Source organism: Pseudarthrobacter xylosi (assembly GCF_055412765.1).
Genome location: NZ_JBVAYT010000001.1, coordinates 637,947 through 654,351 on the forward strand (window position 1 = coordinate 637,947; position 16,405 = coordinate 654,351).

9 protein-coding genes are annotated in these 16,405 nt (G+C 64.0%); 5 read left to right on the plus strand and 4 right to left on the minus strand.

Annotated elements, in window-relative coordinates; genetic code table 11:
- Positions 1–23: 23 nt before the first annotated feature.
- The 3 genes from ACZY1F_RS02995 (at position 24) to ACZY1F_RS03005 (ending at position 4,232) form a co-directional block, all read left to right on the plus strand.
- Positions 24–581, plus strand: coding sequence for a hypothetical protein (locus ACZY1F_RS02995; protein WP_463940171.1), 558 nt, complete (start codon positions 24–26; stop codon positions 579–581).
- Positions 578–3,499 (plus strand): ATP-binding cassette domain-containing protein, encoded by a 2,922-nt coding sequence (locus tag ACZY1F_RS03000; RefSeq protein WP_463940172.1) that lies wholly within the window; start codon positions 578–580, stop codon positions 3,497–3,499. The genes ACZY1F_RS02995 and ACZY1F_RS03000 overlap by 4 nt, the downstream gene beginning before the upstream one ends.
- A 280-nt stretch (positions 3,500–3,779) precedes the next feature.
- Complete coding sequence (locus ACZY1F_RS03005; RefSeq protein WP_463940173.1) at positions 3,780–4,232, plus strand: peptidase inhibitor family I36 protein; 453 nt, start codon at positions 3,780–3,782, stop codon at positions 4,230–4,232.
- Between the two features lie 469 nt (positions 4,233–4,701).
- Here ACZY1F_RS03005 and metH read toward each other — a convergent pair whose 3' ends face one another.
- Together metH and ACZY1F_RS03015 are read right to left on the minus strand one after the other, a co-directional pair.
- Entirely contained in the window at positions 4,702–8,352 is a 3,651-nt protein-coding gene (metH, locus tag ACZY1F_RS03010; RefSeq protein ID WP_463940174.1) for a methionine synthase, read from the minus strand.
- A gap of 177 nt (positions 8,353–8,529) precedes the next feature.
- Positions 8,530–9,282, minus strand: coding sequence for a DUF2971 domain-containing protein (locus tag ACZY1F_RS03015; protein WP_463940175.1), 753 nt, complete (start codon positions 9,280–9,282; stop codon positions 8,530–8,532).
- A gap of 785 nt (positions 9,283–10,067) precedes the next feature.
- Between ACZY1F_RS03015 and ACZY1F_RS03020 the strand changes: the two genes are divergently transcribed.
- Together ACZY1F_RS03020 and ACZY1F_RS03025 are read left to right on the plus strand one after the other, a co-directional pair.
- Positions 10,068–11,417: an AAA family ATPase gene (locus ACZY1F_RS03020; RefSeq protein WP_463940176.1), complete on the plus strand. Its 1,350-nt coding sequence runs from the start codon at positions 10,068–10,070 to the stop codon at positions 11,415–11,417.
- 73 nt (positions 11,418–11,490) lie between these two features.
- Positions 11,491–12,333 carry a hypothetical protein gene (locus ACZY1F_RS03025; protein WP_463940177.1) on the plus strand — a complete coding sequence of 281 codons (843 nt, stop codon included), beginning with the start codon at positions 11,491–11,493 and terminating at the stop codon, positions 12,331–12,333.
- 62 nt (positions 12,334–12,395) lie between these two features.
- Here ACZY1F_RS03025 and ACZY1F_RS03030 read toward each other — a convergent pair whose 3' ends face one another.
- Positions 12,396–14,450 carry an ABC transporter ATP-binding protein gene (locus ACZY1F_RS03030; protein ID WP_463940178.1) on the minus strand — a complete coding sequence of 685 codons (2,055 nt, stop codon included), beginning with the start codon at positions 14,448–14,450 and terminating at the stop codon, positions 12,396–12,398.
- Positions 14,447–16,195, minus strand: coding sequence for an ABC transporter ATP-binding protein (locus tag ACZY1F_RS03035; protein ID WP_463940179.1), 1,749 nt, complete (start codon positions 16,193–16,195; stop codon positions 14,447–14,449). The genes ACZY1F_RS03030 and ACZY1F_RS03035 overlap by 4 nt, the downstream gene beginning before the upstream one ends.
- Positions 16,196–16,405: the final 210 nt, after the last annotated feature.

The window sequence follows — 16,405 nt, forward strand, 5'->3', positions numbered from 1 at the left end:
CAGCAACGCCCTACCCTTGACACGTGACTTTGACTAAGATCCGCACCGCCGCCGCGAGCTCCCTCGCCGCCGCTGCCCTCCTGTTTACCCTTGCCGCCTGTTCCACGCCGGCCACCAACCAGCCCACCGCCTCTACCCCGGCGCCAGCCGCAACGTCTTCAGCCAGCGCCGCCTCCGGGCCCTGCGCCGGTGTGAAGGTCATTGTCGATTCGGGTGCCCTGAGGCAGGCCGCCGCTGACACCTCGGTCTGCGTCGCCGTGGACGCAAAGACTCCCGCCTCCAAGGTGCTCGACGAGGCCAAGGTGAAAACCGTCGGCACCACCCAATACCCCACCGAACTGGTGTGCCGTGTCAACGGTGTGCCCGCCGCGGACTTCGAGATCACCCACAAGGGCGGCACGTACAAGGAAGAATGCAGCGGCATGCCCGCCGCCTTTGCCTACTGGTCCCTCTGGGTGAAGCCGGCAACCGGTGACTGGGCCTACGCCCAGGAAGGCCTCGCCACCCTGCAGGTCAGCCCCGGCGAAAGCCTGGAGCTCCTCTACGCGGTGGACGGCGCACCGGCCACACCGGCGGCATGACCTTTCGACCCGCGCCGTTACGCGCAGCGGCGGCTCTCGCCGTCGTCTTCATCGCGGCGCGGGTCATCTACCGCATCCTTTTCTTCGGGGCGGGCATCGGTGAACCGGTCTTGCTCGACCTGCCGCCGCTGCGGCTGCCTCCCCCGTACGCCCATGTGGTCCTCCTCGGCCCGGTAACCGGACCCGGGCTGTGGGCGGCGGTCCTGTCCGCCCTGCCGATTGCCGGGATGATCCTCGGTTTCGGCATCCTCAACGCCTGGGTGGACATCGCGCGCGGCTTCGTGCACCTGGCCCGCCGCGGCCCCATGCAGGGCATCGCCCGGATGCTGGTGGTGGCGTGGGCGGCACTTCCGGCGCTTGCCGACGCCGTGACCTCCGTGCGCCTGGCGTTCCGGTTGCGGGGCGAACGCTTCGGAGCCCGCGCCCTGGTGCCCGTACTCGAGCGCACACTCGAACACGCCGGCAGGGTTGCCGCGGCCTTGGAGCTGCGCGGCTTCGGGAGCCGGGCTGCACTCCAACCCGGCCCAGGTACCGAAGCACCGGTTCTGGTCCAGGACGCACGATTTCTTATTGGCGACGCGCAGGTGCACGTCGCCGCATTCGCGCCGCCGAGCGGGTCCATTGCGGTTATTACCGGGCCCACGGGCTCCGGCAAGTCCACCATCCTGCGGGGCATCGCGGGCCTCCTCTCCCACCTCGACGGCGGGAATATTTCCGGCACACTGCGCGTCGGCGGGACGGACCGCGCCGCCGCGCCGCCGCGCGATACCGCCCGCCTGATCGGCGTCGTCCTGCAGAATCCCCGCGCAGCGTTCGCCTCCAGCCGGGTTGGGGACGAAATCGGCCTCAGCCTCGAGCTGCGGGGCGTGGCATCCGATACCGCCAAAGCCCGCGTGCTGGAGGTCGCGGAGAGCGTCGGGGTGTCTGCGCTGCTGGACCGGAACGTCAGCACCCTCTCGGCCGGTGAGGCCACGCTCGTGGCCATCGCCGCCGCGGTGGTGGAACAGCCGCCCCTGCTCCTGGTCGATGAGCCCCTGGCCGACCTTGACACCGCAGCACGCGCACACGTCATCGCCGTGCTGAGCGCCCTCGCCCGCGAAGCAGGTGTCTGCGTCATCGTGGCAGAGCACCGGGCACAGGCGCTCGTCCCCGTGGCAGACTCCTGGTGGACCATCGACGGCGGTGCCCTGGTACCGGGTGCCCCGCCATCCGCGCCGTCGCACCCTCCCGTTGCCCGTCCGACGCTGGCACGGCCGGTGGCGCACGCGCCCGTACTGACTGCCACGAACCTCGCCGTGAACCGCAAGGGCCAGCCGCTTGTGCGGGATGCATCCCTGACCCTGCACCGCGGTGAAGTGGTTGCCCTGGTGGGGCCGAACGGCGCCGGGAAGTCGTCCCTTTTGGTGGCGCTCGCCCTCGGTGAAGGCACGGGCGGTGGAGGCACAGCGGGTGATGGAACGGTCGACGGCGGCCGCGTCGCCTTGGTGCCGGACGCCTCGGACGACCTCTTCACCAGGGATACCGTGACAGGCGAGCTCCGCGCGGCAGAGCGGCGCCAGGCGCGCGCGGTCCGTCAATCAGAACGGCGAAAATCAGGCCGGGACCGCCCCGACCGGCGTAGCTCAAGCGGCGACCAGCCTGACCCACGCTCTGCCGAGTCCCACCTTGCCCGGTTGCGGGGAGATGTCAGCATTCCCATTGGCCACGAGCATCCTCGGGACCTCTCGGCAGGCGAGCGCAGGATCCTTGCCATCGCACTGCAGACCATGGACCGTCCCCAGGTCCTCCTGATCGATGAGCCCACCCGCGGACTCGATCCTGCGGCGCGCAAAGCAGTTGCGACGGCGCTGCGCGCCGCAGCCGACGCCGGTGCTGCCGTCCTGATCGCCACGCACGACCTCGACTTTGCCCATGACCTCGGCGCCCGGATCCTCCCGATGCGCGACGGCGTCGCGCCCTCGTCCGAGCCAGACGCCGCCCCTACCAGTGCAGTCACCGCCAGTGCCGCCACAGTCCAAGGCATCGCAGCGCCACGGTTCACCAACCAACAAACCGACATTCCAGCTGCCAAAAAATCCCACCGCATCCGGATGCCGCGGGGCATCGAGCTGGCCGTTCTCGCCGCTGCAAACCTTCTGGCCCTCGCGGCATTCTGCTGGCCGCTGCTCGCTGCGGCCCTCCCGGAGGATGCCGCCGCGGCACTCCCCTACGCGGCGCTGGCCATTGCACCCCTCGCCGTCGTCGCCATCGTGCTGTCCCTCGACGGCTCCGTCAGCTCGGCACATACGGTGGCGTTGCTCGGCGTCCTGGCCGCCGTAGGTTCCGCGGTGCGGGTCGCCAGCACCGGCGTCGGGGGCGTGGAGGCGGTCTTTATCCTGCTGATCCTGGCCGGCCGGGCCTTCGGTGCCCGCTTTGGTATGCTCCTCGGCGCCGCCACCATCGCCGTCTCCAGCGCCTTGTGGAGCGGGATCGGGCCGTGGACACCGTTCCAGATCTTCGCCTGCGCCTGGGTGGGTGCCGGGGCCGGTCTGCTCCCACGACGTGTGCGCGGAAGGGCCGAACTGTGGATGCTTGGCGGCTACGGCATCATCGCGTCCTACCTGTTCGGCCTGCTGACCAACCTGTGGTTCTGGCCCTTCGCAGTAGGTGCCGGCACCGGCATCTCGTATGTGCCCGGCGCGCCGCTGGGCACCAACCTCAGCAGCTTCCTGCTCTACTCGCTGGTGACGTCGACGGCGGGCTGGGACACCCTGCGCGCCGTCACCACCATCATCGGAATCGCTGTGGTGGGCCGGGCCATTCTCGCCGCGTTCCGGCGGGTGAAGCCGGTCTCCAGCGTGGGCGGGCACGCGGCGCAGGTGCACTCCGCGCAGGCGCACTCCGGTCAGGCTAGGGACCGGCTTCGACTCAGGGTCTGACGGCACCGCCGGGTCACCCGGCCAGACCGTCCCTGGCTTGCCGGGGCCGGCTACCGGAAAGCGCTGCCCATGCGTTTATGGGCGGGACATTACCCACGGCTCAACCTGCGAGGGGACTCGCCGTCGAGGACCTGGCCTGGCGTGTTTCGCGGGCCAGCCACCCCAGGGTTAGGGCAGGTGTCCCCATGGCCGTATGAGACGGGATGGCGGAGGATGACGGAGGCGCCTGCGTTGGGCACCCGGATGATAAGTCCGCGAACAAAAATGACTGGGGAACTTCATGAAACTCGCGATGCATAAAGCAGCAGCTACTGCTGGAGCCGTACTGGCCCTGGGTGCCAGCGCATTTCTGGCGGGCGCGCCCGCTGCCAATGCTTCAGGCTCAGGGACAGCGTGTCCGTCAGGACGGGTGTGTTTCTACTTCAATTCCGATTACCAAGGCGCCCGGGCAGACTACGCCAACAGCGACGCCGGCATGGGGAACGAGCTGTTCACCGACGGCCCGGCTGGGCGGAACGGCTGGGGAGTCCAGGTCAACAACAACTCAGCGTCCCTGATCAACAACACGTACGGGTACATAACCATCTACGACAGCCCCGACTGCGTTGGCTACGCATGGAACATACAAATGCAGGAACGCCTCAACTTGGGCGAGATGAAAAACAGGGTCAGTTCAATCTACATAACCGACGGCGGCGGGGCCTGCATCTCACGGGACCAGTCCGGGGCTTAGCCCTACACTGCCCGGCGGGGCAATGCCGACCTCTCGGGCAATGCCCAAAAAATGGCATGGCAACAAAGAGGGTTCACAAGAAGGTGACCCACACCAGAAAACACGCAAGGCCGGCACCCGCTCTTGGGTTCTAGCGGTCGTTGCAACACCCAGAATTTTTGGGAGTTGCAACGACCGTGTTGTCTCTAACGAAGGAATCTGTCGGCCGGAGGCAGTTCTCGGCGGAGCAGAAGGACAGTTCTTTGCTGTTCTGGGCCGGGTCGGCAGCGTAATGGGTGCTGCCGCCGGACTCGGGCTGAACCAGAACACCTGCTACCAATGGATGTCCAAGGCAGGCATCGCAGGCAAGCGACTGGACCGTGCCAGGCGTGAGGAGTACTTCCGGCCGCGTGGAAAGTTGCCGCAGGGCCGATGACGTTAACCGGAGTTTAGCTCCTTGGTCCACAGCAGCGCGTGGTCCAACCGCAACTCACACCTTGAAGTACTTCGCCTCCGGGTGGTGGAACACGAACGCGTCGGTGGACTGCTCGGGGTGCAGCATCAGCTCATCGCTGAGGACCACGCCCATCCGCTCGGGTTTCAGCAGTTCCGTCACCTTGCGGCGGTCCTCCATGTCGGGGCAGGCCGGGTACCCGAGCGAGAACCGCGCGCCGCGGTAATCGAGCTTGAACAGGCCGGCCTTGTCCTTCGGCTCCTCGGCGGCGAAACCCAGCTCCGAGCGGATGCGCGCGTGCCAGAACTCCGCCAGCGCCTCGGTGAGCTGCATGACCAGGCCGTTGAGCTCGTAGTAGTCGCGGTACTGGTTGGCCGCGAACATCTTGGAGGTGAACTCCTCGATCTTGGAACCGGCCGTAACCAGCTGCACCGGCAGCACGTCCACCTGTCCCGATTCGCGTGAGCGCACAAAGTCGGCGAGGCAGAGGTGCCGGTCGCGGCGCTGGCGCGGGAAGTCGAAACGCAGCCGGTCGGTGCCGATCGGGCCGCCTGAGCCACCGTCGGGGGAGAGCAGTCCCGCGGTGCCGAGGACGCCGTCGCGGTCTTCACCGTGGTGCAGCACCACCACCTGCTCCCCCTCGGAGACCACCGGGAAGTAGCCGTACGCGACGGACGCATCCAGCATTCCCTCGCCGAGGATGCGGTCCAGCCAGTAGCGCAGGCGCGGCCGGCCCTCGCGTTCCACCAGCTCCTCGTAGGACGCGCCGTCGTCGCCGCGGCCGGGCTTGAGCCCCCACTGCCCCATGAAGGTGGCGCGTTCGTCGAGGAAGGTGGAGTAGTCGTGGAGCGAGACGCCGCGCACGATGCGCGTTCCCCAGAACGGCGGCGAAGGCACGTGGTTGTCGGCGGCGACGTCGGACCGGCCGGGCATTGCCTCCGGCTCGGTCACCGTAAACTTCGGGCCACCCTTGTGGATGCGCTTCTTCAGCGGCGGAAGGCCGACGGCGGCGGGGTCAGCGCCGCGGGCCACCTGCACCAGCGGTTCCATGAGGGCGAGGCCCTCAAAGGCGTCCTTGGCGTACCGGACGGTGCCTTCAAACTGCTCGGCCAGGTCCTGCTCCACGTAGGCGCGGGTCAGGGCGGCGCCGCCGAGGATGATGGGCCACTTCTTCGCGAGGCCCCGGGACTGCAGTTCGGCGAGGTTTTCCTTCATCACCACGGTGGACTTCACGAGCAGGCCGGACATGCCGATCACGTCGGCGTTGTGTTCCTCAGCCGCGGCCATGATCTCGGCGATGCCCTGCTTGATGCCGATGTTGAACACTTTGTAGCCGTTGTTGGTGAGGATGATGTCCACCAGGTTCTTGCCGATGTCGTGCACATCGCCGCGGACGGTGGCGATCACCATGGTGCCCTTGCCCGACGAATCGGACTTCTCCATGTGCGGCTCGAGCAGGGCCACCGCGTTCTTCATGACCTCGGCGGACTGGAGTACGAAGGGCAGCTGCATCTCGCCGGCGCCGAAACGCTCACCGACGACTTTCATGCCCTCGAGGAGCTGGTCGTTAATGATGGCCAGCGGTGACATGCCTTCACTGCGGGCAAGGTCGAGGTCCGCTTCGAGTCCCTTGCCTTCGCCGTCGATGATGCGGCGCTGCAGGCGTTCGCCGGTGGGCAGGGCCGCGAGTTCCGCGGCGCGCTGGTCCTTGAGCGCTGCGGTGTCGACGCCGGCGAACAGGTCCAGCATGATGGCCAGGGGGTCGTAGGTGACGTTGCCGTCGGCGTCGTATTCGCGGCGGTCATAGACGAGGTCCAGGGCCACCTTCCGCTGTTCCTCCGGGAGCGAGGCGAGCGGCACGATCTTGGCGGCGTCGATGATGCCGCTGGTCAGGCCCGCCTGCACGGCCTCGTGCAGGAACACCGAGTTCAAGGCCATGCGCGCTGCCGGGTTGAGGCCGAAGGACACGTTGGAGACGCCGAGGGTGGTGTTGATACCGGGGTACTTGGTGGTGATCTGGCGGATGGCCTCGATGGTTTCGATGCCGTCCCGGCGGGTTTCCTCCTGGCCTGTGGCGACGGGGAAGGTCAGGGCGTCCACGATGATGTCTTCGACGCGCATGCCCCATTCGCCCACCAGGGCGTCGACGAGGCGGGAGGCGATGGCCACCTTGCCTTCGGTGGTGCGTGCCTGGCCCTGTTCGTCGATGGTCAGGGCGATCACGGCGGTGCCGTGTTCCTTCACGAGCGGCATGATGCGCGCGAAGCGGCTGTCCGGGCCGTCACCGTCCTCGTAGTTGACGGAGTTGACCACCGGGCGTCCGCCGATGAGTTCAAGCCCGGCCCGCAGGACCGGCGGTTCGGTGGAGTCGATGACGAGCGGGAGGGTGGAGGCCGACGCGAAACGCGAGACGACCTCCTTGATGTCGGCCACGCCGTCGCGCCCCACGTAGTCGATGCAGACGTCCAGCAGGTGCGCGCCGACGCGGACCTGCTCGCGCGCGATGTCCACGCAGTCGTCCCAGCGCTCCTCCAGCATGGCCTGGCGGAACGCCTTCGATCCGTTCGCGTTGGTGCGCTCGCCAATGGCGAGGTACGCGGACTCCTGGTCGAAATTCACGTGGTGGTAGAGGGACGCGATGCCGGCTTCACGCTCGGTGGGAAGGCGGCTGCCGTCGGCGCCCCTCCCGCCGCTGGTGACCGCGGCGGCCGTGCGGAAGGGTGCAAGACGTTCGACGACGGCGGCCATGTGCTCCGGCGTCGTACCGCAGCATCCGCCCACCAGGCCCAAGCCGAATTCGCGCACGAACTGCTCGTGCGCGGTGGCGAGTTCGGTGGGCGAGAGCGGGTAGTGCGCGCCATTGGGGCCAAGAACGGGCAGGCCGGCGTTGGGCATGCAGGCGATGGCCACGGAGGACTGCTTGGAGAGGTGGCGGAGGTGCTCGCTCATCTCGTCCGGCCCGGTGGCGCAGTTCAGGCCGATGGCGTCGACGCCGAGCGGCTCGAGGGCGGTGAGCGCCGCGCCGATCTCGGAGCCCATGAGCATGGTTCCCGTGGTTTCGACGGTCACCTCGACGAAGATCGGGAGCCGGATGCCGCGGGTCACGATGGCCTGTTTGCAGCCGTTGACGGCGGCCTTGGTCTGCAGGAGGTCCTGGCTGGTTTCGATGAGGAAGGCATCCGCTCCCCCGTCGATGAGGCCCCCGGCCTGCAGGGCGAAGGTCTGCTTGAGGTAGTCGTAGCTGGTGTGCCCGAGGCTGGGGAGCTTGGTGCCCGGCCCCATCGAGCCCAGGACCCACCGCATCCGTCCGTCTGTTTTTTCTGCCGCTTCGGCGCGTTCGCGGGCGATTTCCGCGCCTTTCCGCGCGAGCTCTTCGATCCGGTCGTCGATGCCGTAGTCGGAGAGGTTGGACCAGTTCGCGCCGAAGGTGTTGGTTTCGACCGCGTCGATGCCCACCGCGAAGTACGCGTCATGGATGTCGGCAAGGACGTCCGGCCGCGTGGCATTGAGGATCTCGTTGCAGCCTTCCAGCCCCAGGAAGTCGTCCTCGAGGGACAGTTCCCGCCCCTGCAGCATGGTGCCCATGGCCCCATCGGCAATGACGACCCGGTGGTTCACAGCATCCAGGAGTTCCTGGGCGCGGACGGGGCGGGCGACGGACTCAATATCAAGCGCAAAACGAGGCATCTAAACAGGTTACGTCTGGGGGCTGCAACGTTGCGCTGTGTGTCCGTGTACTACGGCGGGGGGTGGTTGTGCAGTTCTAGGACGTTCGTGTCGCTCCCGGGCGCAAGGAGGTACTGGTTGGGGAAGCACCCGGTCATGGATGAGGTTGTCTTCGAAACGAAGCTCGGTTGGCGGAAGTCAGGCAATAGGATCGCTCGCCAAATCGGAATGGCGGACAGCAAAGCCGTGACCATACCTCCTGCACACCTTATGGATTAGGTCGCTGACCCAATCCGGAGCGTCCGGAGCGACGTGAACCGCTTGAATCAGTTGCTTTAGATCGACAGGAACGGGTATCGCAGCAGGCTCGGGACCCAGCGAAATGGCGCTATGCTCCTCCGTGGGGTGCGGGATGCTACGTCCCGTCATCATGATGAGGCGGACCTCGCGTTCGTGAGCAAAACTCAATCGCTTGTGCATGAAGCGATCAAAAAAATTGCCCTCGGGAATGAAAGTTGTCCTGTAGTCGACGTAATTTACTCGGCCTCCGAAGATGCTCCGATCAGACCCAATGCTTGCAACCAGATTTTTCCACGTTGTCTTGACGGCGACTCCGCGGCCCTCACGCTGGTAGATATCCCACATCGCCGCAGATTCAACAAGAGACTCGTGCCAGCAGTTGACATGAGTCGTCTTAAGCCCTGTTTGGTGCATTATCGGGTACTGGCGATTCATGTCTTCAAACAACTCACCATAAAGCTGGGGGCGCATGTCCACGTTGGCCTGGCTGTATGAGCCCTCCCACTTATCGCTCATCTGGTCTGCCCGTGCAAAATAGATAGCTTCGTCCTCTAGCAAGGAGAGGAACCTCGCAAGATCCATATAGCGCCAAAGCACGTCGTCGTCACCAGGCTGGTTCGTGAAGCTGGGGTGAAATTCTGTAACGAACACATCGCTAGCCTATCGGCAGGCGCTAGAGCAACGCATATGCCTGAGAACTCGTTGTGAGGGTCTGCGACGACGCAAGCAACTGTGTGGGTTCGTCCTCGCATCCCGCCACGGGGACCCCAGGGCCGACAGATAAGGGCCTTCATCGAGGTCTGAACCCTGGCCTCATCTCAGGACTCACGCCGTACGCGTTTCAATGTACTCTGACGCCGCCACCATGCATGCAGCACACGTTCCCTTTCGACGCTGCGAAGCCGTCCTCGAGGGCGTCGAACATTGCGCGGTCATGCTCCTAGTCTTTGTTTGCATGGGCTTGGGCGACCTGCTGGCCGACGACGGGAGCGGCTTGGGTGCCTCGTTGTCGGGTGCCCGACGGAAGGGGGCGTGAAAGGACTGCTGCGGGAGAACTTAGGGCAGTTTGTTTGTTGCGAACGGGTGAGTGCAAAGCAGTAAGATCGCCTACAGAGCGTTCGAAGCATCTGTGCAAAGCCGTATGGGTGCGGGACTACTCAAGCAATCCCGAGGTGAACTCCGCACAGACTACCCGCGGCGCCCGTAACACTGGCCCGTATTTCTGTGTGCTTCGACGGCGACAGACACAGATAGGTTGCCGTACTTTGAGGCAGCGGTTAGGGCGCTACAGGGGCCCTCAGATTGGCTCTTAGTTTTCACGCTGCTTCGCGATTCGAAGTACGACCAAGGATCCCTTAGACTCGCGTCCAGAGAACGATGCCAAATCCGAGTTGGCAATATTTGACACTCAAAATTCGCTTCTAAACGAGGTATACATGTCTGAATCGACTGGATCAGCCAAGCGCGAGCGTTTCGGACTTCGGTCCATCGAAGTAGATGGGCTTTTTGGACGCGTTCCCTTCGAAATTGTAATTGATCCAAGCGACCCGACGGTCCTCACTGGTGCGAATGGAACCGGTAAATCTACGCTTCTAAGACTGATAAGCGCCCTCTCTAATGGCGATATCGTGCCACTTGCCACGGCACCACTAGACCGCTTAAAGCTGAATTTTTGGGATCTTGAGCCACTCACGATGACAAGAGTCAAAAGTGACGGGGGGTTCTTGATCACCTGGGAGGACAAAGAGGGTTACGTGGAGCTGGCAAAGCCACTGGCGGGCCTTCCGGATTGGGGACTAGGCCTACTCGAAGAATGCGACTACGACATAGCCGATGCAATGCGTGGCATGAGCGAGTACGCAGCCGCGCACTCAATTCCCTTCCAGGAATATCGGCGGGTCCGTTCGACATTGGAAGAGATCGAAGTTGAATCCGTATATGGGCTACCTGAATGGCTGCAGGATTTTGGTGAACGGTTCCCGGTACTTTTCGTTACCGACCAGCGCCTGGTCCGAGAATCCCGGGCAAAGAGACCGTCCACGCGGGGAACTCCTAAGCGCACGAGCAAACTGGCAGTTGAAGCCGCGGGTGTCGAATTAGCAGACAGCATTCAAGCTGCCGATTCAGCCTATGCAAGAACCGCGCAGCAGAAAGACAGATCATTTCCTCAGGACTTGATAACCGCCATGTCCAGGGGACAGGCCGTTTCTTCCGGGGAGCTTGACCGCGTGATCGAACAAGTCTCTAAGCAGCGCGAGCAGTTGCGCCTCGTAGGCCTCCTAGATGACGGCGCCCAATACGAACCTGAGCTTACTGATGAAACGCTCAGCGACCCTAACCTGCGTATCGTTATTAACGCAGTCCTCAAATCTTCATTGGATAAATTGGAGGTGCTTCGCAGCCTAGAACAACGACTCAGTGCCCTAAAGACTTTCCTAGACGTACGGTTCACGCCAAAGAAACTTGAATTAGGCCGCGAGTTCGGAATGCAGTTCAGCACTTCCGCTGGGACGCACATAAGCCCGCGCCAGCTCAGCTCTGGTGAACAGCAAATGACCGTTCTTGCATACGAAATTCTTTTCCGCGCCAAGCCACGAACGCTCGTAATCATTGATGAGCCTGAAATCTCTCTCCACGTAACTTGGCAGGACACATTGATCGAAGACTTGGCAAAAATGGGCAGAGCCGCTGAACTTAGCTTCCTCATGGCAACCCACTCTCCCGTAATACTTGCAAATCACGGGAAACTGGAACGCGCTCTTCCCGGAGTTCCGCATGGCTCTTGATTTTCCGCCAGGATCTCTGGCACAGTCCATTCGCATGCGCCGACGTAGTCTACCGGAATCCACAGTTCTACTGATGGTTGAGGGAACAACGGACAAGACAGCTGTTTCAGTATTCCTCCATGAGGATGTTTACTTTGTGCCAGGTCGGGGCAAAGAATCCATCCTTCGCGCCTACTCGGAACTGAGCGGCGAAGACCTCCCTAACTGCATCTACCTCGTGGACTGCGATGGTGAGACCGACTCGGTCTGGTTAGGCCTGCCAAATCTCGTCATCAGCGAATTTCGGGACATAGAAGCGGACTTAATATGCAAGTTGAGTGCCTTTGAAAGAATTGCAATAAGTCGCCTTAGCAAACGCGAGGATTCCTTGAGCCGCGTGCGGGGAAAATCACGCGAACTTGCGGCCTACGGGCTTGCTCTCACCGCGGCATTCGGGATTGTGATCGATGCTGGACGCAAGGTTGCCAGCCGAGTTCGCATAGTAGACAAGACCACTAACACAAAACGTCGCATTGAGTTGTCTGATATCAAAGAGCACGAAGAATGGATGGATGCACTAGTAGTCCCTGAGTTTGACGTGCTCGCCGATGTTCTGGGTGCTGAGTTGGATTGGACTGACGACCAGCGAGTGCGAATCAACGATTTAGCCAAGTCGGGCGGCGGAAAGCTGTGTCGACTGCACAGTATGAGATCGTGCGACCATTGCATGGCTCGTCGTTTTTCAAATGGCCACAGTCTCGTGAAAGTTTACGCATATTTGTTATCTAGGGAACTTGGATACGAAATTGAAAACGGTGAGATGGCATCGGCCATTCGAACCGGATCGGATCTGCGCGGTCTTCAACACTGGGAAACGGCAAACCGGATACGTCGCTGGGAGGCCGAGCGAGCGGTAAAAGTGATGGCTGATATCTAGGGGTGGCCACGCTCCACTCCATGGCAGGACAAATGAATGCTAGTCAGTCAAATCGCTAGAGCTTAGACCTCCGCCACAGGAGCCGCGAACTGGGCCTCGTACAGCCGCGCGTAAGCTCCACCAGCAGCAAGCAGCGAAGCGTGCGTCCCCTGCTCCACGATCTGACCGGCCTCCATCACCAGGATGAGGTCGGCGTCGCGGATGGTGGACAAGCGGTGTGCGATCACAAAGGACGTCCGGTCGGACCGCAAGGCACTCATCGCCTTCTGCACCAGCACCTCGGTGCGCGTATCCACTGAAGAAGTCGCCTCGTCCAGGATCAGTACGGATGGCCGGGCCAGGAACGCCCGCGCAATCGTCAGCAACTGCTTCTCACCGGCGGACACGTTGGAGCCCTCGTCCTCCAGCACGGTGTCGTACCCCTCGGGCAGCGAGTGCACAAACCGGTCCACATAAGTGGCCGTGGCGGCCTCCATAATCTCCGCTTCCGTAGCGCCAGGCCGCCCGTAGGCGATGTTGTCCCGGATCGTCCCGCCGAACAGCCACGTATCCTGCAGCACCATTCCCAGCCGCGAGCGCAGTTCGCGCCGGGGCACCGAGGTGACGTCCACGCCGTCGAGCGTTATCCGGCCCGCGTCCAGCTCGTAGAACCGCATCATCAGGTTCACCAGGGTGGTCTTGCCCGCGCCGGTCGGCCCGACAATCGCGACCGTCTGCCCCGGCTCCGCCACCAACGAGAGTGAGGAAATCAGCGGCTTGTCCGGCGAGTAGGAGAAGGACACGTCCTCAAACACCAGTCGCCCCCGCCCAAAAACAGGACGAGACGAAGCAGGAGGCTCCGCAGACTCCTCCTCCTCATCCAACAACGAGAACACCCGCTCGGCGGACGCCACCCCGGACTGCAGCAGGTTGGCCATGGACCCCAGCTGCGCCAGCGGCATGGTGAACTGCCGCGAGTACTGGATGAACGCCTGCACGTCGCCCAGCTGCATGGCCCCGGACGCCACCTGCAGGCCGCCCACCACCGCGATCCCCACATACACCAGGTTCCCGATGAACGTCATGGCCGGCATGATCAGCCCGGAAATGAACTGCGCGCCGAAACTCGCCTCATACAGCTCCACGTTCTTCTGCCGGAACCGCTCCTCCACCTCGCGCTGCCGGCCGAACACCTTCACCAGGGCATGACCGGTGTACGTCTCCTCGATCTGCCCGTTCAGCTCCCCCGTGTGCTTCCACTGCGCCACAAACAGCTTCTGCGAGCGCTTGGCGATCAGCGCCGTAATCCCCAGCGTCAAAGGAATGGTCACCAGCGCGATCAGCGCCAGCGTTGGCGAGAGGATCACCATCATCACCAGCACACCCACCACCGTCAGCACCGACGTGACCGCCTGGCTGATGGACTGCTGCAGGCTCTGGGAAATGTTGTCCACATCGTTGGTCACCCGGCTCAGCAGCTCGCCGCGCTGGATCGAATCGAAATACCGCAGCGGCAGCCGGTGGATCTTCCCCTCGATCTCCTCGCGCAGCCCGAACACCGTCCGCTGCACCACCCCGTTCAGCACATACGCCTGCACCCACATAAACGCCGACGCCAGCACATACAGCACCAGCGCCCACATCAGCACGCTGCCCAGCGCCGCGAAATCGATCCCCTGCCCCGGCGTCAGCGCCATGGGCGTCAGCATGTCCGCCTTCTGGTTCTCGCCCGCGGCCCGCAGCTGCGCGATCAGCTCCGCCTTGCTCACCCCGGCGGGCAGCTGTTTGGACACCACGCCGGCGAAGATCAGGTTGGTGCCCTCCCCCAGCAGCCGCGGCCCGATCACCGAGAGCGTCACGCTGGCAACGCCCATGACCAGCACCAGCACCAGCCAGGCCCGTTCCGGCCGCAGCGTCCCCAGCAGCCGCTTGGCCGACGGCCCGAAGTTCATCGCCTTTTCCGCCGGAATGTTCATCCCGCCGAAGGGTCCGCCGCGTCCCGGTCCGCCCGCCGGACGGGGAATGCGTACGACGTCGGCAGTCCCGGGTTTCGAGGCCGCTGCGGTTCCGCCGGGGCCGGCTCCGTGGGTGGCGGCACCGTGGGCAGCGCCCGACGTCGGCCGGTTCTGCGTGCTCATACCGTCTCCTCCGCTGCCAGCTGGGAGGACACAATCTCCCGGTACGTCTCGGACGTTTCCAGCAGCTCCCCGTGCGTTCCACGGGCGACGATCCTGCCGTCGTCAAGCACTAGTATCTGGTCCGCATCCACGATGCTGGACACACGCTGCGCGATGATCACCAGCGTGGCGCCGGCGGTGCTGCGCTTGAGGGCCTGCCGGAGCCGGGCGTCGGTGCCGGTGTCCAGCGAGGAGAACGAGTCGTCAAAGATGTACAGTTCGGGCCGTTTCACCAGGGCCCGGGCGATGGCCAGCCGCTGCCGCTGCCCGCCAGAGACGTTGGTGCCGCCCTGGCTGATGGGCGCGTCGAGCCCGCCCTCCATCTCCTCCACGAAGTCCCGGGCCTGCGCAATCTCCAGCGCGGTCCAGCACTCGTCCTCGGTGGCGTCCGGCTTGCCGTACTGCAGGTTGCTGCGGACGGTGCCGCTGAACAGGTAGGGCCGCTGCGGCACCAGGCCGATGTGCCCCCAGAGCAGGTCCGGGTGCAGCTCGCGCACGTCCACGCCATCGATCCGAACCGATCCGGTGGTGGCGTCGAACAGCCGCGGCATGAGGTTCACCAGGGTGGTCTTCCCGGCACCGGTGCTGCCGATGATCGCCGTCGTCTGCCCCGCCTTGGCAGTGAAGCTGATCCCGGAGAGGACGGGCTGGTCGGCACCCGGGTAGGCGAATCCGACGTCGCGCATTTCCAGCTGCCCGCGGCGGTGCCCGTCGGACGAGACCGCGCTGCTCACGGGCTTCAACGGGGGCCGGACGCTCGACTCAGTGTTCAGCACCTCGCCGATCCGGTCCGCCGAAACAGCGGCACGCGGGATCATCACCGCCATGAAGGTGGCCATCATGACGGACATCAGGATCTGCATCAGGTAGCTCAGAAACGCAATGAGCGTGCCCACCTGCATGGAGCCGTCCTCGATCCGGAACGAGCCGAACCAGATCACGGCCACGCTGGAGATGTTCAGCACCAGCATCACCACGGGGAACGCGAGCGCCATCAGCCGGCCGGCCCGCAGCGCCGTGTCCGTGACGTCCACGTTGGCCTGGGCGAAGCGGGCGGTCTCGATGTCCTCGCGGACGAAGGCGCGCACCACGCGGATGCCGGTGAGCTGCTCGCGGAGCACCCGGTTCACGGTGTCGATCCGTTTCTGCATCTTCTGGAACAGCGGCACCATTCGGATGATGATCAGCCCCACCCCGATCAGCAGCACCGGCACGGCCACGGCGATCAGCCACGAGAGCTGCACATCCTGCCGCACAGCCATGATCACGCCGCCGATGCTAAGCATGGGCGCGGTGACCAGCATGGTGGCGGACATCAGCACCAGCTGCTGGACCTGCTGGACGTCGTTGGTGGAGCGCGTGATCAGGCTGGGCGCGCCGAACTTCGTGACTTCCTGCTCGGAGAACTCCCCCACCCGCGTGAAGATGGCCCCGCGCAGATCCCGGCCCGCGCCCATCGCCGCTTTCGCCCCGAAGTACACGGCGATCACTGAGCACACGATCTGAAGCAGCGTGATTCCCAGCATCAGGCCGCCCAGGTTGAGGATGACGCCGGTGTCCCCCTTGGCCACGCCCTCGTCGATGATGTCCGCATTCAGCGTGGGCAGGTACAGCGACGCGATGGACTGCGCCAGCTGGAAAATCACGACGGCGATCAGCAGCTGCCGGTGCGGCCGCAGGTATTCAACAAGCAGTTTCCAGAGCAAAGTGGCTCCAACCCAGTTCGGTCCCGCGGGAAGCGGTTCGAAGGTCAGTTTACGTCTGGTTGCTGGGGGCAACCAGTAGGAGACAGGGAGAAGTGCGCGGGTTCTCCCAGAGCGTATATGCCTTGCCTGCGCGCCAGTCAAAAAGAAATTTGCTAAAACGCTTGATCGCGCCGGTGCGACCAATTATCTTTAGCTTGATCAAACGCTTAA

What these genes read in the sequence shown, in the direction of transcription:
- ACZY1F_RS03000 (WP_463940172.1), top strand. Translation starts at nt 578, where the DNA reads ATGACCTTTCGACCCGCGCCGTTACGCGCAGCGGCGGCTCTCGCCGTC.
- ACZY1F_RS03005 (WP_463940173.1), top strand. Translation starts at nt 3,780, where the DNA reads ATGAAACTCGCGATGCATAAAGCAGCAGCTACTGCTGGAGCCGTACTG.
- metH (WP_463940174.1), bottom strand. Translation starts at nt 8,352, where the DNA reads ATGCCTCGTTTTGCGCTTGATATTGAGTCCGTCGCCCGCCCCGTCCGC.
- ACZY1F_RS03020 (WP_463940176.1), top strand. Translation starts at nt 10,068, where the DNA reads ATGTCTGAATCGACTGGATCAGCCAAGCGCGAGCGTTTCGGACTTCGG.
- ACZY1F_RS03025 (WP_463940177.1), top strand. Translation starts at nt 11,491, where the DNA reads ATGGTTGAGGGAACAACGGACAAGACAGCTGTTTCAGTATTCCTCCAT.
- ACZY1F_RS03030 (WP_463940178.1), bottom strand. Translation starts at nt 14,450, where the DNA reads ATGAGCACGCAGAACCGGCCGACGTCGGGCGCTGCCCACGGTGCCGCC.